The sequence below is a fragment of the Streptomyces desertarenae genome, assembly GCF_042681365.1.
Lineage (GTDB): Bacteria > Actinomycetota > Actinomycetes > Streptomycetales > Streptomycetaceae > Streptomyces > Streptomyces desertarenae.
This window is the reverse complement of the sequence record NZ_JBHUFU010000006.1, coordinates 290,879-309,115: the sequence shown is the minus strand read 5'-3', so window position 1 is coordinate 309,115 and position 18,237 is coordinate 290,879. Positions and strand designations below refer to the sequence as shown.

16 protein-coding genes are annotated in these 18,237 nt (G+C 72.2%); 3 read left to right on the top strand and 13 right to left on the bottom strand.

Going from position 1 to position 18,237, the window contains the following annotated elements:
- The first annotated feature begins 302 nt into the window (after positions 1-302).
- Together ACFSJS_RS12915 and ACFSJS_RS12910 are read left to right on the top strand one after the other, a co-directional pair.
- Positions 303-530, top strand: a complete 228-nt coding sequence (locus ACFSJS_RS12915) for a hypothetical protein (RefSeq protein ID WP_380899594.1) — start codon at positions 303-305, stop codon at positions 528-530.
- Between the two features lie 257 nt (positions 531-787).
- Entirely contained in the window at positions 788-1,219 is a 432-nt protein-coding gene (locus ACFSJS_RS12910; protein ID WP_380899592.1) for a hypothetical protein, read from the top strand.
- 31 nt (positions 1,220-1,250) lie between these two features.
- On the opposite strand, the gene ACFSJS_RS12905 is transcribed toward ACFSJS_RS12910, so the two are convergent.
- The 10 genes from ACFSJS_RS12905 to ACFSJS_RS12860 all read right to left on the bottom strand — a co-directional run bounded on the left by ACFSJS_RS12905 (position 1,251) and on the right by ACFSJS_RS12860 (position 13,640).
- A complete protein-coding gene (locus ACFSJS_RS12905; RefSeq protein ID WP_380899701.1) occupies positions 1,251-2,126 on the bottom strand; it encodes a recombinase family protein in 876 nt (291 codons plus the stop codon).
- 54 nt (positions 2,127-2,180) lie between these two features.
- Positions 2,181-2,702: a recombinase family protein gene (locus ACFSJS_RS12900; protein WP_380899590.1), complete on the bottom strand. Its 522-nt coding sequence runs from the start codon at positions 2,700-2,702 to the stop codon at positions 2,181-2,183.
- An 87-nt stretch (positions 2,703-2,789) separates the two neighbouring features.
- Entirely contained in the window at positions 2,790-3,269 is a 480-nt protein-coding gene (locus ACFSJS_RS12895) for a hypothetical protein (RefSeq protein ID WP_380899588.1), read from the bottom strand.
- A 145-nt stretch (positions 3,270-3,414) separates the two neighbouring features.
- A complete protein-coding gene (locus tag ACFSJS_RS12890; protein ID WP_380899586.1) occupies positions 3,415-4,134 on the bottom strand; it encodes a hypothetical protein in 720 nt (239 codons plus the stop codon).
- Between the two features lie 231 nt (positions 4,135-4,365).
- The gene (locus ACFSJS_RS12885; protein ID WP_380899699.1) at positions 4,366-4,830 is read right to left on the bottom strand and encodes an NUDIX domain-containing protein; all 465 of its coding nucleotides are present in this window, start codon (positions 4,828-4,830) and stop codon (positions 4,366-4,368) included.
- 42 nt (positions 4,831-4,872) lie between these two features.
- A complete protein-coding gene (locus ACFSJS_RS12880; protein ID WP_380899584.1) occupies positions 4,873-6,933 on the bottom strand; it encodes a restriction endonuclease in 2,061 nt (686 codons plus the stop codon).
- Between the two features lie 326 nt (positions 6,934-7,259).
- On the bottom strand, positions 7,260-7,607 hold the full coding sequence (locus ACFSJS_RS12875; RefSeq protein WP_380899582.1) for a DUF1330 domain-containing protein: 348 nt from the start codon (positions 7,605-7,607) through the stop codon (positions 7,260-7,262).
- 187 nt (positions 7,608-7,794) lie between these two features.
- Entirely contained in the window at positions 7,795-8,337 is a 543-nt protein-coding gene (locus tag ACFSJS_RS12870; protein ID WP_380899697.1) for a type 1 glutamine amidotransferase domain-containing protein, read from the bottom strand.
- A 254-nt stretch (positions 8,338-8,591) separates the two neighbouring features.
- Complete coding sequence (locus ACFSJS_RS12865) at positions 8,592-11,879, bottom strand: S8 family serine peptidase (RefSeq protein WP_380899580.1); 3,288 nt, start codon at positions 11,877-11,879, stop codon at positions 8,592-8,594.
- A gap of 480 nt (positions 11,880-12,359) precedes the next feature.
- The gene (locus tag ACFSJS_RS12860; protein WP_380899578.1) at positions 12,360-13,640 is read right to left on the bottom strand and encodes a L,D-transpeptidase; all 1,281 of its coding nucleotides are present in this window, start codon (positions 13,638-13,640) and stop codon (positions 12,360-12,362) included.
- Between the two features lie 393 nt (positions 13,641-14,033).
- Here ACFSJS_RS12860 and ACFSJS_RS12855 point away from each other — a divergent pair, with 393 nt between their 5' ends.
- Complete coding sequence (locus ACFSJS_RS12855; RefSeq protein ID WP_380899576.1) at positions 14,034-14,393, top strand: hypothetical protein; 360 nt, start codon at positions 14,034-14,036, stop codon at positions 14,391-14,393.
- Here the strand turns inward: ACFSJS_RS12855 and hutH are convergent.
- The 3 genes from hutH to ACFSJS_RS12840 form a co-directional block, all read right to left on the bottom strand.
- Positions 14,374-15,930 carry a histidine ammonia-lyase gene (hutH, locus tag ACFSJS_RS12850; RefSeq protein ID WP_380899574.1) on the bottom strand — a complete coding sequence of 519 codons (1,557 nt, stop codon included), beginning with the start codon at positions 15,928-15,930 and terminating at the stop codon, positions 14,374-14,376. The two genes, ACFSJS_RS12855 and hutH, sit on opposite strands and share 20 nt — an antisense overlap.
- A gap of 106 nt (positions 15,931-16,036) precedes the next feature.
- A complete protein-coding gene (locus ACFSJS_RS12845; RefSeq protein WP_380899572.1) occupies positions 16,037-17,224 on the bottom strand; it encodes a GGDEF domain-containing protein in 1,188 nt (395 codons plus the stop codon).
- Positions 17,225-17,364: 140 nt separating this feature from the next.
- On the bottom strand, positions 17,365-18,216 hold the full coding sequence (locus ACFSJS_RS12840) for an enoyl-CoA hydratase/isomerase family protein (RefSeq protein ID WP_380899695.1): 852 nt from the start codon (positions 18,214-18,216) through the stop codon (positions 17,365-17,367).
- Positions 18,217-18,237: the final 21 nt, after the last annotated feature.

The following is an 18,237-nucleotide window of genomic DNA, read 5'->3' as shown; positions in this document are numbered from 1 at the left end:
CTGGCACGTCCGTGGCACGCGGGTCATCCCCGACACCTGCCTTGTAGGTTCGATCACTCTGCGAAACGGCGTGCCGAAACGGAGCCAGATGGTCGCTTGCCGCCGTTGACGTCAGGGCGGTGATGTCAATCCGTTGACCTGTGACGGCCCTACGCCCTCGAATCCGTCAGGCGGCCGTAAAACGCATCGTGACGGTCCTGGGTCTAGGTGAGCGGCTAGGTGTGGCGGCCTCGTCGGTCGGGGCTGTCGTCAGTACCCGTCTCTAACGTTCCAAAGGGCCCTGTTGAGTGGAGGAGGGCACCATGACCGGGGAGCCGCACAGGAAGTACGACAACGCCACCATCGCCGCGCTCATGACCTTAGCTAGGGGTGGCTGCTATGCCCCCCGCTGTGGAGCACCGACGGTGCGCATCATCGACGGCAAGCCCGTTCTCAACCTGGACATCGCCCACATCCGCGCTCTGAAGGCCGGCGGGAAGCGGTACGCCGGGGCGCTGGATCTCTCCCATGGGTGCCTCGCTGTCGGGTGAGGAATTGAGAGAGCGGGTGGCCGCGTCCCGTGCTCGGCAGGGGCTTCCGCCCGTCATCGAGGATCTGGCGGTGATAGAGCGCGTGGTGCGGATCCTCACCCTCGTGGGACCCGGGACCCGTTCCCATGCCACGGTCCCAGCCAGGGGAAATTCACGGGCCGGTAGTCTCCCTCCGTTGGAGGGCGGGCGGGGCAAGGGAGCGTGATTCCGTGAGACGTTGGCCTCCCTGGAAGGTGGGGTGCTCGGTACTGGCCACGATGGCCGCGCTGCCCTTGGTGTTCCTGGCGGCCTTCGCTCTCCTGGCCGCATTCGATCCGGAGCAGGCGCTCCTGAAGAAGGCCGATGTCGTCGGTTCCTGGCGCAGCGATGACGGCCGGGGACGGGTCGACTTCCACGCCGATGGCCGTTTCGAAATGTCCGGTATTCCTCGTAGCGCCATCGTCTTCAGTTTCAACGATCCTCCGCCCGGGAAAGGCCCGATTTCCGGGAAAGGCACCTGGGAGTTCGCATACGACGAGCCCAGCACCGGCATCCATCTCCACATCGACGCCGCCGGTTCGTTCTTCGACGCCGAGGTCGCCTCGCTTGAGTCGATCAAGGAAGACGGAAGAACGAAGATGTACTTCTCGGTCAACGTGGACAAGATGTACGGCTACGAGATCCAGCGTGTGAGCGAACAGCCACAGTGATCCGCTCACGCGCCGGTCCCGTGCCGCTCCCTCAGGCGATCCAGTCGAAGACGAACCGGTCCGGATCCCAGCGCTTGCGCGGGTTGGCGGGGGCCACCTCTATGGCTCGTACGGTCGCTGTGACGATCGCGCGGCGCTGGGATTCGTTCATCTTCTCCCGGCGTTCCCGCATGTCCTCGTAGCTGCCCACTAAGGCCAGCAGGACGGCCGTCCTCGATGTCTTCGCCGGCTTCGCCCGGTTGCGCGCCAACCGCTCCTCGACCGGCTGGCGGGCGATCATCCATTCCTTGCGGCTGATCTTGCGGTTGCCGAAGTCCCTGGCAAGCTCCTCCAACTCCTCCTCGTCGGCCCGGATCTCCGCGTAGGGGCCGTTGCCCTCGTCGTCCGGGCGCTGGAGCCGCTTCCGGAGCGCGGGCGAGTCCAGCGCGGTCAGGATCACGTCGCGTACGTGTTCGTCCGTCTTCCCGGCGTTGGTCGCTGTCCCTCCACGCCCGTCGGTGCCGCGGGTGTTGGGGCAGACGTAGCGCGGTACGCCTGAGCGGGGCCTGCCGACCATGCCGTGTCCGCACGGCGTACCGTCCGCCTTCGGCTTCACGCACCGCAGGACGCCGGAGAGCAGGTAGCTCCGCCTGGTGGTGCCCTCGACCCTGCGGCGCCGCTCGGGGTCGGACAGCAGCGCCCGGAGACGGTCGGACTCCTCACGGCTGATGATCCCGGGCCATACGGTGTCGGCCACGATCTCACCGAGCAGGGAGCGGGTCTTCTCCCAGGAGCTTCGCGGGGTGTGCTCGCGTCGGCCGCTGATCCGTGCGGATGCCAGCATGCGGCGCAGCGCGCTGGGCTTCCACGGAATGCCCGCCACGGTGGTGATGCCGCGCTCCTGCCAGTCGCGGCAGATGCTCGACAGACTCTCGCCTGCCAGTACGCGACGGGCACCTTCACGGATGACCTCGGCCTCGTCCTAGCGCACGGTGGTCCGGTCATCCTCGTACCCGAAGGGGCGCTTTCCGCCTCCGGCAATCCTCCCCGCCTCGGCGGCCTGGCGGCGCTGGCGCTGCTGCCGCTCGGCCTTGTGCTCCGCCTCGTGGCGGGTGGCGGCGCCGAGCATACGCGTGATCATGCGGCCGGTCGGCGTCGCGAGGTCGATTTCCCCGCTGACCGTGGCCAGCTCAAGGCCGTACCGGTCGGCGAGATCGATCACGTCCTCCAGCTCGCGCGGGGAGCGTGTCAGCCAGTCCGCGTGCCAGCACACGATGGCGTCCACAGTCCCGTTGCGCACGTCCTCCATGAGGTCCTGCCACGCCGGGCGCGGCGCTCCGGAGTATGCGCTGACATCATTGTCGGTATGGACGGCTATGACGTCCCAGCCCTTGCGGGCGCTCAGGGCCCGGCAGTCCTCCTCCTGGCGGGCGACTCCAAGACCCGCGCCGCCCCGGTCCTGGTGATCCGGCAGTGGATCGCTGCTCGTCGCTTCATGGGTCACATAGCTATGCCCTCGTAGGCACGGGCGTGTCCTGCCCGGTGGGCGTGGCCAGGGCCGAGTGACCGGGCAGCGCAGGACCGCGGATCGTCACTCGGCGATTCGGTCCGGAACTCCGAGGTCCCTGCGCATCGTCCGGCGCAGATCGGCTATGGCGGCGTCGTAGGCGTCCTCCAGCCGCGCATAGGCCGGACTCGCCGCATCGGCTCCTTCGAGGATGCGGTCCCTGGTGTCCCGAAGGAGCCTGAACGCGGCACCGGAGGCGTTGACGATGTCCTCCGGCGCGAGGATGGCCAGCTGATGGCGGAGCTCGTACGCGCCGGGTGCCAGGAACAGTTCCCGCACCCGGCGCTTCCGTTCCTCCCCCGACAGGGAAGCATCGTTGGCGGCCTCGTTGAGGGCGGACCTGATGCGCGAGAGTGCGGCGGAGTACTCCGCATACAACTGCCGACGTGTCTCCAGCGCCCGGTCCGCCCGCTCACGCCGCCACCGGAGCCGGTCGGCGAGCAGTGTCGCCCCGACACCGATCACCGCGCCCAGAGCCGTGCTGACAGGTGCTATCCACTCCACAGCGAAGGAGCCTAGGGTGCCTTCCCGGCTCAGGTGCGGGAAACGAGCATTCTTGGCTTCTGTATGTCCCTGGTCGGCCCGGAGCCCTCCCCTGCCTCAGGGGAGTCACGGCTCAGTCGGCACGACACCTGGGCCGCCGAAGTACTCAGGTATGGAGATCCGCTGTCGTCAGGGGATCAATGAACACGGCCAGGTAGCGGAACTCCCCCCCGGTCCCGTCCTGCTGCGAGTACGGCTGCCAGTCGAGGGGGTACGCCCCCCGTAGGTTGCACGTGTTCGGCTCGTAAGTTCCCTCGGCCCACAGCAGCGTGCCGCTGAGCACCACCCCTTGGTGGATCCTGAACTCATGATCCCTTGTGCGCCTGCTTTGAGGCCGTGGCGGTGTCCACAGCAACGGCTCATTGGTCAGGATGAGCGCCAAGCCGTTCTGGTCGCGTTGAGTGCAGAAGCGCTCCAACCTGGCTATGTCCCGAACGAAGTGCAGTCGAGCGAGATCGGCAGCCCCATGTGACCTCAGCGCGTATTCCTCTCCAAGAGGGCCAGCCTCGCCTGTCCACTCCCGGGTGACGTATTTGAACTCGACAGCAGTGGAAGCCGAAGATCCGATGCACAGGAGGTCCAGATATTCGGGCCTTCCTGACGAGCGCTGAGGCACCTCAAGCCTGGAGCGCACGCCAGGTGCCAACTCCCACAGGACCCGAGCGAAGCTGTGCTGGAGGTCCGCCTCGGAGTGGAACACCGGCCTGTCCCGGCGAAGCCGCGCCATGACGTCATCGAGTGACGCCTGCCCGGCGATGTTCGCGCTGCCATCCATCGATTCCATGTTCACGGCGCCATTGAAGTCCCATGCGAGCAGAACCCTCAAGCCGTACAACCGCCTTCCGGCGACGATTGAAGTCTTTCAGAACACGGGATGGGTCACATAGGAGCACACCCTCGTAGGCACGGGCGTCAAGCTAGATGCCCCGTCCGAGACGAACCGGGGCCGCTCCTGCCCGACCGGCATCGCCCCGGTCGACGGCTGATCCGGCCCTGCCACCCCGGTGCCCCCGGCCTGCTCGCACAGGACCGGGGGCATCGTCGTCTCGCTGGTGGGTCAGCCGAGGTAGGGCCGGTCGCGGTGCTCCAGGAAGTGCCGGAGCCTGAGCCGCTGGGTGTGGTGCATCGGCAGGGAGTCGAGCTCTCCGGGCGGGACGAACCGCAGCTCGGTGGACTCGTCCGAGATCGCCGGCTCGCCTCCGGTGACGCGGGCAGTGAAGCAGACGTTGAACTGCCGCCTGACCTCGCCGTCGCTGTAGGCGATGACGTGGCGGGGGTCGGTGTAGGTGCCGACCAGGCCGGTGATCTCCACGTCGAGTCCGGTCTCCTCCTTCACCTCGCGCACGGCCGTGCCCGGCAGGGAGTCGGTCATCTCCATGCCGCCGCCGGGCAGGGCCCACAGGTCGTTGTCGCGGCGGCGCTGGAGCAGGATGCGGCCCTCCTCGTCGGTCACGACGGCAAAGGCGGCGGCTACCAGACTGTTGGACTCGGGGCGGCGTGGGTCGTCAAGCCGCGTTCGCAGACCCCGGCCGGCGCAGCGGGACCAAGGCCCTGAGCCCTGGTCCTACCCCACCTCGATGCCGAAGTCCTGAACGAGCTCCCCCAGGCCGCCCGTGTAGCCCTTGCCGCCCAGGACGAAGTCCCAGTCCCCGGTCGGCCTGCGGCGGAAGGAGCCGAGCACCAACGAGGTCTCGCGCGGCCGGCCGTCGGAGACCTCCAGGCGCCCCAGCTCGGCCAGCCCGGGGTCGAGCAGGCGGATGCACGCTTCCGTGAAGCCCGAGAGGTCGGCGTCCGGGTCGGCCTCCGGGTCGATGGCGGCCACGAGCACGAACCGGTCGGCCTCGTCCGGCAACGCGTCGAAGGAGACGCAGAGCGCAGCCCTGTCGGGTGCGGTGGCGGGAAGGACGCGCACGGAGCCGTCCGGCGTCTGCGGGTTGTTGTAGAAGACGAAGTGGTCGTCGCTGAGGACGCGGTTGCCGCGGCAGACGAGGGCGCACACGTCCAAGGCGACGCTTCCGGTCCACGACATGCCCAGGACGTTGTAGTCGTCGGGCAGGCGGGCGTCCGGGACCGCCGGCGCCGGCTGCGCCGCGGACCGGCGGGCACCGTCGCCCAGGCGTCGGCGGAGCCCGTGACGATGCAGCAGGTCGACGAGTTCGGTTCCCGAGATCAGTTCCAGCGGCTTGCCGTTGGCGAAGGTGTGCGAGCCGGGGCCGAACCGCGAGGTCGTCACGAGGACGCCCTTGTTGGCACCGGTGTCCTGCACGGTCCCGTACAGGTCGCGTACGGCGGTGGGCGGCACGGTGTTGCGGTAGCGCTTCACCTGCACGACGATCTTGCCGCCTCGGATCGGTGCCGGATCGAGTGCGTCGACGTCCACCCCGCCGTCGTTCGAGCGCTGGGTGGTGACGGCCTGCATTCCCATGGCCCGGAAGAGATCGGCGACGAGGTTCTCGAAGGCGATCGGATCCATCTCGTACAGGTCGGGTTCCTCGTCACTGCCGTGCGTGACGACATGGTTCCCGACCTCCTGCGGTCGGCGGCCCGGCCGTACCGGAGCGAGCTGGTCGGGGCGGGCCGAGAGCTGCCCGCGCAGTGCATCGGCCAGGCAGCTGCAGGCATCCACCTGCGCCAGGTGCAGAGCGCGGAACGTCGAGCGCGGAGCCATGACGGTCGCCAGGTGGATGTGGCCCGGCCGGCCCGTCGTGGGGTCGTGCCCCTCCACGAATCCGTTCAGGGCCACCGATTCGAGTGCGCCCGGTTCGTCCGCGGCGAAGAGTTCGTGCAGGACGAGCAGCATGCACTGCGCGAGAACCTCCCGGTAGAGGGCTCGGCGCTGAGTCACCGGCCGGGTGCTCTCCTTGAACTGGTCGGCCGCCTGCATGTACCGAACGGATCTGGCCTCGGGGACGATGCTGTAGGCGGGCAGCTCCCAGTCCAGCACCAGCTGCCCGGCTGCGGCGTCGTAGGCCGCTGCCACCTGACGCGGGAAGCCCTCCGGCCACGCGGTCGACGCGTAGAGAGCGGCGGAGAAGTACTCGACCACGGCCTCGGGATCCCGGCGCCCCACCCCCTCGGTCAGCTCGATGACGCCGGCGTTGTGCCGCCGCACCTCGGCCAACTGGGCGTCAGCCCACTGCCGGTACTCCCGCTGGTACGCCGCCAGCTGCTGCTGTCGCTGCGCCTCGGCCGCCTGGGCCGCGTGCCAGTCCCGCTCGAAGCGCGCCCGGGCTTCGGCGTGCGCCTGTGCTCGGCGACTGGCAGTCCATCCGCTCTGCACCTGGTAATGGTCGAAGTTCGGCATGGGCACGGGCTGCGCCAGCGGCCCCGGGGCGAACGGCTGGACCTCCTCGGGGCGCATGAGGGAGGAGGCCCTGAAAGCCGGGGCCCGGCACCCCGAGGCGAGAAGACCTTGCAGCGACGCGACCTGTGCGTCCAGTTCCTCCGTGCGGCGCAGTGCCTCCGCCTGCATGTACTCGCGGTGGCTCTGGGCGGCTCGCCGCTGGTAGGCCCGTGCTTGCTGCGTTTCCTGTCTCTGCCGCCTGGCGTCGGCCTCCATCTGGCGCAGCTGCTGCCTTTGCATCTCAGCCCAGACGCCGACCAAGCCCTGAGAACGACGACCCATGTGCTGCATGCCCTCCCCGTGGTGCCCCGGCTGTCCCCACAACCAGGTGTAACGAGGCGACTCTATCCAGCGATGACGATCCCGCCTATCCGCTCGGCAGGAAGGACCTGCTCCGTGGTCCCCGGAGGCCGATGCGGCCGGGGAGCGGCCGGCACGTCCCGTCAGTGGTGAACCGATGGCCCGCCTGCGCTCGTGACCGGGCGCGCCCGCCGGGCGAGCGGCTGCCGCCGATGGGTCGCATGGCGGCGGACACTCGGCGGCACAGCCGTGTGCCCTGCCCGGTGGGCGCGGCCCGGGCCGCGTGACCGGTCGGCCGGGGCGGTGGGTCAGGCGTCCGCCGCCCGGCGCATCGCCTCGGCCTTCCGCCGGGGGTGGTAGTCGGGGCCGACGCCCTCGACGAGGAAGGCCGTGCTGTCGATGTGGTCGGTGCGCAGCGGCAGGATCTCCTGGTACGCCTCCGAGTCGTACCAGGCGCGGGCCTGCTCCATCGCCGGGAACTCGATCACCACCACGCTTCCGGGCCACTCGCCCTCCCGCATCTCCATCGGGCCGCCGTGGACGCGGAAGCGGCCGGAGAAGGGCTCCAGGGTGTCCTGGATGCGCTCCAGGTAGGCGATCACGTCCGGGTGGGGACCGGGGTGGTTGCGGAGGTGGGCGATGGCGTAGGCGGTCATGTCTCCTCCTGAGGTACGGACCGGGCCGGTGCGGACGGCGGCGATCCTTCCGCGTCGCGCGGCCGGAGTCGATGACCTGCCGGGTCATGCCGGGTCCCGGCCGCCGGCCGGGAGCGTGCGGAGGGACCGCCCGCGGGGGCGGTCCCTCCGTGCGCGCACCGCCCGGCGGAGCCCGCCGGGCCGCCGGTCAGGCGGAGACGGTCTGGAACTCCCTGAGGAACGCCTCGTCGAAGGCCTTGAGGTCGTCCGGCTTGCGGCTGGTGATCAGGGTGTTCGGGCCCTCCGTGCAGACGACGACCTGCTCGTCCACCCAGGTGCCGCCCGCGTTGGCGATGTCCGTGCGCAGGCTGGGGAACGAGGTGAGCTTCCGCCCGCGCACCACGTCGGCCTCGACGAGCGTCCACGGCCCGTGGCAGATCGCGGCGACGGGCTTGCCGGTCTGGCAGAACTCCCGGACGAAGGCGACGGCCTTCTCGTCCATGCGCAGGAAGTCGGGGTTGGCCACGCCGCCGGGCAGGACCAGGCCGTCGTACTCCTCGACCTCGGCGTCGGCGACCTGCCGGTCCACTTCGAAGGTGTCGGCCTTGTCGAGGTGGTTGAACGCCTGGACCGGTCCGCCGCCGGTGGACAGCAGGGTCGGGGTGCCGCCCGCGTCCTTCACCGCCTGCCACGGGTCGGTCAGCTCGATCTGCTCCACGCCCTCGGGGGCGACGAGAAAGGCGACCTTCACTTCTGCCACGTCCTTTCGGCGGTTCGGGTCCTCGTACGTGCTCGTGTGCTCCCCCGCATCCGTTCGGGTCCCCGCTGGGACGGACCTTATGCACCGTTCGGGTGATCCGTCCCCGCATTCCCGCCGCACGGAGGCGGCAGCGGGGACGCGGACGGCCCGCCGGAGCGGTGCTCCGGCGGGCCGTCGCCCGTGTCCCGCGGCACGGAGGCGGTGCCCGGCGCGCCACCGGGTCACCGGGTCACCACGTCACGGCGTCACCGGGTGCGGTAGGCGTCGATGATCGTCTGGGTCAGGGCGTTGCCCTTGGTGTCCTTCACCGCCGCGGTGAAGGACACCGTCCTGCCCTTGCCCGGATTCCGGACCGTGACCCGGCCCTTCACCACGGAGAGCTTCCGCCACGTCCTGCCGCCGTCGTAGGAGGCGGACACACTCAGCGACCGCAGGTTCCCGCCCGCCGCCGCGCCCTGGACCCGCACCGGCACCGTCACCGTCGCCCCCGCCTCGGCGGTGCCGTCCAGGGCCAGTCTCGGCGCGAAGCGCACCGCCGAGGCCGGGATCTCGGTCTCCTCCGAGGTGCGGCTCGAGGTGAAGGTGTAGGCGGCGCTCACCTTGCGGCTCAGCCGGGAGAGGCCGCTGCGTTCGACGGTGGTGACCAGCTTGTACGTCGCCCTGCCCGCCGGCAGGGTGAACTCGGCGAAGTCCAGGGACTCGTCCCTCGTGGCGTACTTCTTCCCGTTGCGGTACAGGACCGTGGTGGCCTTGTCGTAGGTGCTGCCGCCCAGGTGCCCGGAGCCGTCCGAGAAGGGGTTCACCGTCCCGTGCAGGGAGTCGCCGTCGCGGAAGATCCCCCTGTACTCCGTCCCCAGGGCGGGGCCGAAGACGCCGTTGTTGAAGGCGTGGTGGTAGCTCCGGCCGGCCTGGTAGTCGCGCTCCTCGCCGTAGTAGTCGGCCTCCCACTCGCCGTCCCCGTTCCACTGCAGGAAGCTCTGGGACCAGCGGGTGCCCTGGGTCCTGACGTACACGATCGTGGTGCGCGGGATGCTGCGCTCGGTGCCGGAGGACCACTCGACGCTGTCGGCCGTGGTCGTCAGCACACCGGTGCGGCCGGGTGCCGTGGCGGCCTGGGAGACGATGAGCCTGGCCATCTCCGACTTCCTGGTGTGCAGGGTGAGGCCGGTGTAGAGGCTCCCCTTGCGGCTGTGGGCGGCGTGGTACTCGGTGCCGCCGTTGGTCCAGGCGGTGGAGGCGTCGGCCTCGATCTCGGTGCCCGCCCCCGCCGCGCCGACCTGTGCGGTGCGGAAGCCCCGGGCGAGGCCGGGCGCGGACAGGGCGATGCTGACGTAGCCGTCCTCGGAGGAGAGGTCGGCCGCGACGGTCAGGTCGGTCTGCCGGGCCCCGCGGTCCGGTGCCGTCATCGTGACGGGTCTGGCCCGGCGGGCGTCGAGGGTGATCGTGGTGTCCTTCGTGAGCTTCACCGTGGGGGCGACGAGCCAGTCCAGGCCGGCGATCCCGTCCTCCTCCCCGCCCGGCACGGCGATCTCGCCGGAGAGGGTGTAGACGCCCTTGGGCATCCGGACGGCGGCGGTGCCGCCCTCGCTCCGGATGTCGGTGTACGCCCCGTCGTCGTGCCTGGTCAGGGAGGCCTGCCAGTCGCCGGCCGGTCCGCCGTCGCGGCCGAGGACCCGCACCGTCAGGTCGTAGGACTCCGCCTCGCGGCCGACGGCTCCCGCGGTGCGGACGGTGCGGCCGTCCCCGGCCGCGGTGACCACCACCCCGTAGGCGCCGTCGCGGCTGCCGCCGAGCCGGGTGTCGGCGGTGACGTCGACCGAGGCCGTGCCGCCCGCGGGGACGGTGACCCGGCCGGCGGAGAGGGTGAACAGGCCCGCGGGCGCGGCCCCGCCGTGCGGGCCGGTGCCGTCCGCGGTGAGTTTCAGGGTGACGTCGCGGTCGCCGAGGTTCCGGTAGGTGACGGTCCGGGTGACCGGTTCGTCGTCGTGGTGCGGCCACCGGACGGTGCCGAAGGAGAGCGAGGCCGGTTCGGCGACGACCGTCTGCTCCAGCGCCGCGGCCGCGTCCACCCGCCCCGAGCCCTGCTGGAAGGGGGTGTACCCCCGGGCGGGGCGGGCGGAGGCGGTCAGCGCGGCCTTGATGCGCTCGCCGGTCCAGTCGGGGTGCCGCTGGGCCAGCAGGGCGGCGGCGCCCGCGACGTGCGGGGCGGCCATGGAGGTGCCGGAGATGGCGACGTAGCCGTCGGCGACCGGGGTGCCCTCCTCGGCCACGGTGCTGCCCTCGGCCGCCGCGGCCCCGATGTCCACGCCGGGTGCGGTCAGGTCGGGCTTGACCGCGCCGTCCCCGGTGCGGGGGCCGATCGAGGAGAAGTCGGCGAGCTTGTCGTCCTTGTCCACGGCGCCGACGGTCAGCGCGGCGTCCGCGCTGCCCGGGGTGCCGATGGTGGAGGCGCCGGGGCCCTCGTTGCCCGCCGAGACCACGAAGAGGGCGCCGGTCTGCTCCGACAGCCGGTTGACGGCCTCCTCCATCGGGTCGATCTCGGGGGTGTCGGTGTCGCCGAGGCTGAGGTTGACGACCCGGGCGCCCTGCGCCACGGCCCACTCCATGCCCGCGATGATCTCCGAGTCGCTGCCGTAGCCGTCGTCGTCGAGGACCTTGGCGTTGAGCAGTCTCGCCCCGGGGGCGACCCCCTTGTGGGTGCCGCCGGACCGCGCGCCGGTGCCGGCCGCGATCGAGGCGACGTGGGTGCCGTGCCCGTAGCGGTCCCCGGCGTCCCCGGCGGCGGAGAAGTTCTTCTCCGCCACGACCCGTCCGGCGAGGTCGCCGTGGCCGGTGTCGATGCCGGTGTCGAGGACCGCGATGGTGACGCCCGTGCCGTCGTAGCCGGCCTTCCACGCGGTGGGGGCGCCGATGCGGGCGGTGCTCCGGTCGAGGGCGGCGCGGTGGAGTCCGTCGAGCGAGACGGTGGCGATCCCGGGGGCCGCGGTGAGCTGCCCGGCCTCGGAGGACGGCCGGGTCAGGGCCGTCCAGGCGTCCGCGGCGGTGTCCTCGGAGACGGTCAGCGCCTCGCCGCCGACGGAGCGGAGGACGGCGCGCACGAGCGGGTCGGCCTCGGCGTGCAGTTCGGCCTTCGCCGCGGGGCGGGCGCCCTCGTAGGTGACGATGACCGGGACGCCGCTCCCGGTCCTGGCGCGGTGCTGCTCGCGGCTGAGCTCGGTGACGTCGAACAGCCGCCGGTCGAGCCTGCGTTCGCGGATGAGGCGGAGCGCGTCCCGGGGGACCACGTGGGTGTGGCCCCCGGCGCGCAGGATCTGGACGGGGACGTCCTCGCGCCCCTTCGCCCGGACCATTCCGACGACCTCGCCGCCGTGGTCGAGCAGTACGCGGTCGCCGGTGATGAGGGTGAGGGTGCGATGGGCGTGGGTCTTCCGGGGCGCGTGGCCGGTTCCCGTCCGGTCGCCGGATCCGGCCGGCGGCGTCCCGGGTGCGGCGGACGACGGGGTGGTCAGCCCCATCGTCAGGGCGACGGCCACGGCTGCGGCTATCGCGCCGACGCGCGCTCTCTTCCGTTGTGTCAACTTTCCCCCTGGTGAGGTGTTCACCATGCGCGGGGGACCCGGGCGGCCCCCCGCGCGCTCAGTCTGCGGGAGGCCGGTGCGCCGGCACCACACGGCGGGTCGGGGGACAGGCGTTCTAGCCCGGCCCCCCACGGGTCGGTGTCCGCTCCCGGCGGGAACGGGGTGCCGCCACTCGGCCGGCTCTCGCAGGGGTCAGGACGCTCCCCGGGGTCTTCCGGTTCACCTCCGCGCCGGTCTTCCCGCGCTCCGCCCCCAAGGCCGCCTCTTTTCCGCCACGCCCGTTCCCGCGCCCGTCCTCCTTCCGCCTTCCGTCCTCCGGCGCGGTGGGCCGGGAACGCCGCGGGCGGCGGACGCCGCGCGCTGTGCGCCGCGTCCGCCGCCCGGCGGAGGATGTCGGTGTGCGCCCGGAGGGGGCGGAGCGGTCCTGTCGGACCGTCAGAGGGCCGAGCCGGCCTTCCACTCCTCCCAGGGCATGTTCCAGCCGTTGAGGCCGTTGTCCGGGGCTATGTGCTTGTCCGGCGAGTTCTTCACCACGACGACGTCGCCGAGGAGGGAGTTGTCGTAGAACCAGGCGCCGTCCTGCCCGGGGTCGTTCGCGCCCTTGACGTCGTTCAGGCCCACGCAGCCGTGGCTGGTGTTGACGTTGCCGAAGACCGAGTCGGCTCCCCAGTAGTTGCCGTGGATGAAGGTGCCGGAGGTCGACAGGCGCATGGCGTGCGGCACGTCCGGGATGTCGTACTCGCCCTTGCCGTCGTCGTCGGTGAAGCCGACCGTGGCACCGTTCATCCGGGTCTCCTTGAACTTCTCGGAGATCACCATCTGGCCGTTGTAGGTCGGGGTCGCGGGCGCGCCCGCGGATATCTTGAAGGTCTTGACGGTCTTGCCGTCCCGGACGACCTCCATCGTCTTGGTCTTCACGTCCACGGTGCTGATCTGGGAGCGGCCGACGGTGAAGCTGAAGCTCTTGTCCTGGACGCCGGTGATGCCCTCGGCGCCCTCGACCCCGTCGAGGTTGAGGTCGACGGTGACCTTGGAGCCGGCCTTCCAGTAGTCCTTCGGGCGGAAGTCCAGGCGGGTGTCGCCGAACCAGTGGCCGACGATCTCCTGGCCGCTGGTGGAGTTGACCTCGATCGCGGACTGGACGGCCTTCTTGTCGGTGATCCCCTTGTCGAAGTTGATCGACACGGGCATGCCGACGCCCACGGTCGAGCCGTCCTCGGGCGTGAAGTAGCCGATGAAGCTGTTGTCGGGCGAGACCGTGGTGAAGGTCGAGTTCTCGTGGACCGCGCGGCCGTCCGCGTCCTCGGCCTTGGCGGAGATCGTGTACTGGGTGGCGCGCTCGAGCTGGCCGTTCGGCTTCCAGCTGGTGCCGTCGGCCGCCAGGGTGCCCTCCACCTCCTCTCCCGTGGCCGCGGCCTTCATGGTCACCGAGGTGAGCTTGCCGCCCTTCACCGAGACCCGGGCCGCGTGGATGCTGGTGTTGTCCTCGCCGTCCTTGGGGGTGATGACTATTCGGGCGTCCGAGGCCTCCTCGGCCGCCGCCCGGTCCACCTGGGCCTGGCCCTTCTCCGGCTTCTTGCCCGCGCCGGCCTCGGAGTCGCCGCCACCACCGCCGTCGCCGCCGCACGCCGTCAGTGCGAGTACCCCGCTGAGCAACGCGGCCGCCGCCACGACACTCCTGCGGCGCTTGCCGTCCGTCATCACACGCTTCTCCATCCGCTTACGAACCTCTGGCTCCCGTGCCGCGTCCCACGCCGTCCGGTGAGAGTAAAGCGGGACATCCACCCCACAGCCGCACACACGAGAACGCAAGGGAGCTGTGACCCGTTCCACCCAGGGTAAGACTGTGGGGTAAGACACCTTCGCAGCGCCAGGGGTTCCCGCCGCGAGCAGGGAAATGCCTCACGCCCACGGGGACGGCCCGCCCCGGCTCCCCGTTGACGGAGGGTCAGATCGAGCACCTTTGAGGAGCTCGATGGAGATATGATGCATTATGGCCGTTTTGCGACGCGAGGAGCCGCCGCATCACGGTCCGCACTTCACTCGGCGCGCCGCCGTGACTAGCATCGGTCACCGCACCTCCCATCCGCTGCATCGAGGGGGCTCTTCGTGCGAGCACACCGCCGACCGCTGGTGACCGCCGTCCTGGCGGGCGGCCTGCTGTGCGGCATGTGGTTCGTCCCGTCCGCGAACGCCACCGGTGACGGCGCTCCCGCACGGCCCGCCACCACGTCGCAGGCCCGGGTCCAGGAACAGGCCCAGCCCCAGGAGCAGGACGCCGTACGGACCCAGGCCGGGACGGGCGCCCCCGGCGCCTTCGGGGAGGGGGCCAGGCTGGCCGACACCGGAAGCCTGGACATCACGCCCTACTTCCTCGGCGGCCTGGGCTTCCTCGGCGCGGGCGCGGCCCTGCTGGCCCACGCCCGCATCCGCTCCGGCCGCGAGGGCCTCACGCCAGCGGTCCGGTGACGGCCTCGGCCGCCGCCACCAGCCCTCCACCGCGCACGAACGCCTCCGCGGCCGCCAGCTCCGGCGCCAGGAAGCGGTCCTGCCCCGGCCCCGCCATGCCCGCCCCGCGCGCGGCGGCCACCACGGCCGAGGCGGCGGGCGAGGGGGTCAGGCCCCCGGCGGCGCGCAGTTCGACCGCGCGGGCGGCGGCGTAGAGCTCGACGGCCACCACGCGGGCCAGGTTGTCCACGGAGGTGCGCAGCTTGCGGGCCGCCGACCAGCCCATCGAGACGTGGTCCTCCTGCATCGCCGAGGAGGGGATGGAGTCCGTCGAGGCCGGGACGGCCAGCCGCTTCATCTCGCCGACCAGCGCGGCCTGCGTGTACTGGGCGATCATCAGCCCCGAGTCGACGCCCGCGTCGCCCGCCAGGAAGGGCGGCAGCCCGTGGCTGCGGTTGCGGTCCAGCAGCCGGTCGGTGCGGCGCTCGGTGATCGAGGCCAGGTCGGCGGCGGCGATGGCGAGGAAGTCGAGCACGTAGGCGACGGGGGCGCCGTGGAAGTTCCCGTTGGACTCCACCCGGCCCTCCCCCGGCAGCACGACCGGGTTGTCCACGGCCGCCGCCAGCTCCCGCTCGGCGACGGTGCGGGCGTGCGCCAGGGTGTCGCGGCCCGCGCCGGCGACCTGGGGGGCGCAGCGCACCGAGTAGGCGTCCTGCACGCGCGGGGCGTCGTCCTGGTGGTGGCCGGTGAGCCCGGAGCCCTCCAGGACCTTCAGCATGTTGGCGGCGGAGGCGGCCTGGCCGGGGTGGGGGCGGACGGCGTGCAGCTCGGGCGCGAGCACCCGCTCGGTGCCCAGCAGCGCCTCCAGGGACAGGGCGGCGGTGATGTCGGCGCACGTGAACAACCGGGCGAGGTCGGCGCAGGCCAGCACCAGCATGCCCAGCATGCCGTCGGTGCCGTTGAGCAGCGCCAGGCCCTCCTTCTCCCGCAGCTCCACGGGGGCCAGGCCGTGCTCGGCCAGCAGCTCGGCCGCCGGGTGCACCCGCCCGTCGGGCCCCTCGGCCTCTCCCTCGCCCATCAGGGCCAGCGCGCAGTGGGACAGCGGCGCCAGGTCTCCCGAGCAGCCGAGCGAGCCGTACTCGTGGACCACGGGCGTGATCCCCGCGTTGAGCAGCCCGGCCAGGGCGCGGGCCACCTCGGGCCGCACCCCGGTGTGGCCCGAGGCCAGGGTCTTCAGCCGCAGGAACATCAGGGCCCGCACCACCTCGCGCTCCACGCGCGGTCCCATCCCGGCGGCGTGCGAGCGGACGATGTTGCGCTGGAGCTGCACGCGCAGGTCGGCGGGGATGTGCCGGACGGCGAGGGCTCCGAAGCCGGTGGAGACGCCGTAGACGGGATCGGGCTTGGCCGCCAGGTCGTCGACGACCCGGCGGGCGGCGGCCAGGGCGGCGAGCGCCTCCTCGGACAGTTCGACGTGCGCCAGGCCCCGGGCGACGGCGACGACGTCCTCGGCGGTGGTGCCGGAGGGACCGACCACGACGCGGTTCTGCATATCCATATTCAGGAACCCTAAAGAGTGAATCGGGTTCTGTCACGACCCGGCCGCGACGGTGTGCGCCGCAGCCTCCGCCCCGCTCCCCCGCCCCCGCGGGCGCCTCCGCCGGTCACACGTCCAGTCCGCGGAAGGTGCGGCGGTCCCCGGACCCGAGCGCGCCCCGCTCGGCCCGGTCCGCGAGGCGGACGACCGCGTCCCCGCCCGCCCGGCCGGCCCCCGTCCCCTCGCGCCCGGCCACCACCGGCTTGTCCGTGCGGGCGGCCTTGGCGCGGTACTGGGCGGCGTCCGCCAGGCGGAAGAGCCGGCGGGCCGAGCGGACCGGGCCTATCGGATCACCGGTCGAGGCGACCCCGCAGGCCACGCCCTGCCCCGTCTCCAGCTCCGCCGCCCGGCGGCACACCTCGTCCGCCATCCGGACCACCTCGTCCGCCGACGGCCCCACGGCCAGCAGGCAGAACTCGTCCCCGCCCAGCCGGGCGGCCAGGGTGTCCGGGAGCATCGCCCCGCACAGCGACAGCACCGAGGCGAATCGTTCCAGCAGGCGGTCGCCGGCCTCGTGCCCCAGCTCGTCGTTGACCGACTTGAGCCCGTTGACGTCGCAGACCAGCAGGCTCACCACCGTGCCGTCCGTGCGGTGCCGCTCCAGCGCCTCGTCCAGCCGCACGTCCACCGCCCGCCGGTTGGCCAGCCCGGTCAGCGGGTCGGTGAAGGCCAGCCGGCGCACCTCCTCCAGCCGCTCCGTCTGGGCGATCGCGGCGGCGATCACCGACGCCAGCACCGCGGCGAACTCGGCGTCCGGGGGACCGAAGACCGGTTCCCCCGGCTCCCGCGCCACGTACAGCTCGCCCCACGCCCGGCCGTGCAGCACGATCGGGGCCACCACACAGCAGCCCCGGCCCCGGCGGCGCAGCTCCTCGGCCCGGCGGGCGTCCGGCGGGCGGGACCCGTAGCGCCGCGCGTCCCGGCCGTCCGAGGCGGTCTCCACCCAGGCGCGCGGCCCGTCCCCGGGGCCGTCCGGCCCGCCGGCGTGCGGGAAGCCGGTGATCTCGGGGAAGTCGTGCAGGGGGTACCACTCGTCCTCGGGGAACTCCCGCTCGTCCCCCCGCAGCTCGCCGGAGTTCACCAGCACCCGGATCCGGCCGCGCTCGCGCTCCCAGACGGACAGCGCCGCGAAGGAGCCGCCCATCGCGGTCCGGGCGCCCTCGGCGGCGGCACGGGAGACGTCGCGCAGGGTGTGGACGGCGGCCATCGCCTGCGCCAGCTCCACCACGGCCCGCAGCCGCGCGTCGTCACCCATGCCGCACCCGATTCATGTGACCCAGGTTATGGGCCTTCACTCCGGGGCGCCGACCGGTCCGCACCGGCTCGTCCCGGCTCACCGGTCGGGTGCCCGCTCACGCCGGGCTCACTCCCGGTGCGCCCGGGGCGGTGCGGACCTCACTCACCCGGCCAGCGGGGGGCGCGCCGCTCGTTGAAGGCCGCCACCCCCTCGGCGCGGTCCCCGGAGAACGCCACCGTGCGCCAGGCGGCGTCCTCGACCTCCAGGCCGGCGCGCAGCTCCATGCCCCAGCCGGTGCGCAGCGCCCGCTTGGCCGCCCGCAGGCCCACCGGGGAGTTGACGGCGATCCTCCGGGCCAGCGCCAGCGCCTCGGCACGGTCCTCGCCCTCGGCCGCCAGGTGGTCCACCAGCCCCAGCTCGCGGGCCTCGGCCGCCTCCACCCGCCGTGCGGTGAAGATCAGCTCGGCGGCGCGGGCCGCGCCCACCCGGCGCGGCAGCAGCTGGGTGCCGCCCCCGCCGGGGATCACTCCGACGGACACCTCCGGCAGGCCCACCACGGCGGTGGGGTCGGCGACGATCAGGTCGCAGGAGAGGGCCAGCTCGAAGCCGCCGCCGAGCGCGAAGCCATGCACGGCCGCCACGGTGGGCATCGGCAGCTCCAGCACCCCGGTGTAGGCGGCGCGGGCGTAGGGCCGCTGCCGCGCCAGGTCGGCGTCGGTGAAGGAGTTGCGCTCCTTCAGGTCCGCGCCCACGCAGAACGCCCGCTCGTGGGTGGAGGTGAGCACCACGGCCCGCACCCGCCGGTCGGCGGCGAGCGCCGCACACGCCTCCCCGATGCACCGGGCCATCTCGGTGGAGACCGCGTTCATCGCCTTCGGGCGGTCCAGCACCAGCTCGGCGACGTGGCCGTCCGGCTCCCGCCTGACGGCGACCCACTCGCCGAACCGCTCCTGTGCGCCCTCGCCCGTGCCGTTGCCCGCACCGCCGGCTCCGTCGTTCACGCCGCCCACGCCGTCCACACAGCCCTCCCG

Excerpts from the sequence above, each read along its gene's own strand:
- ACFSJS_RS12915 (WP_380899594.1), top strand. The coding sequence starts at position 303 with ATGACCGGGGAGCCGCACAGGAAGTACGACAACGCCACCATCGCCGCG.
- ACFSJS_RS12910 (WP_380899592.1), top strand. The coding sequence starts at position 788 with ATGGCCGCGCTGCCCTTGGTGTTCCTGGCGGCCTTCGCTCTCCTGGCC.
- ACFSJS_RS12880 (WP_380899584.1), bottom strand. The coding sequence starts at position 6,933 with ATGGGTCGTCGTTCTCAGGGCTTGGTCGGCGTCTGGGCTGAGATGCAA.
- ACFSJS_RS12875 (WP_380899582.1), bottom strand. The coding sequence starts at position 7,607 with ATGACCGCCTACGCCATCGCCCACCTCCGCAACCACCCCGGTCCCCAC.
- ACFSJS_RS12860 (WP_380899578.1), bottom strand. The coding sequence starts at position 13,640 with ATGGAGAAGCGTGTGATGACGGACGGCAAGCGCCGCAGGAGTGTCGTG.
- hutH (WP_380899574.1), bottom strand. The coding sequence starts at position 15,930 with ATGGATATGCAGAACCGCGTCGTGGTCGGTCCCTCCGGCACCACCGCC.
- ACFSJS_RS12845 (WP_380899572.1), bottom strand. The coding sequence starts at position 17,224 with ATGGGTGACGACGCGCGGCTGCGGGCCGTGGTGGAGCTGGCGCAGGCG.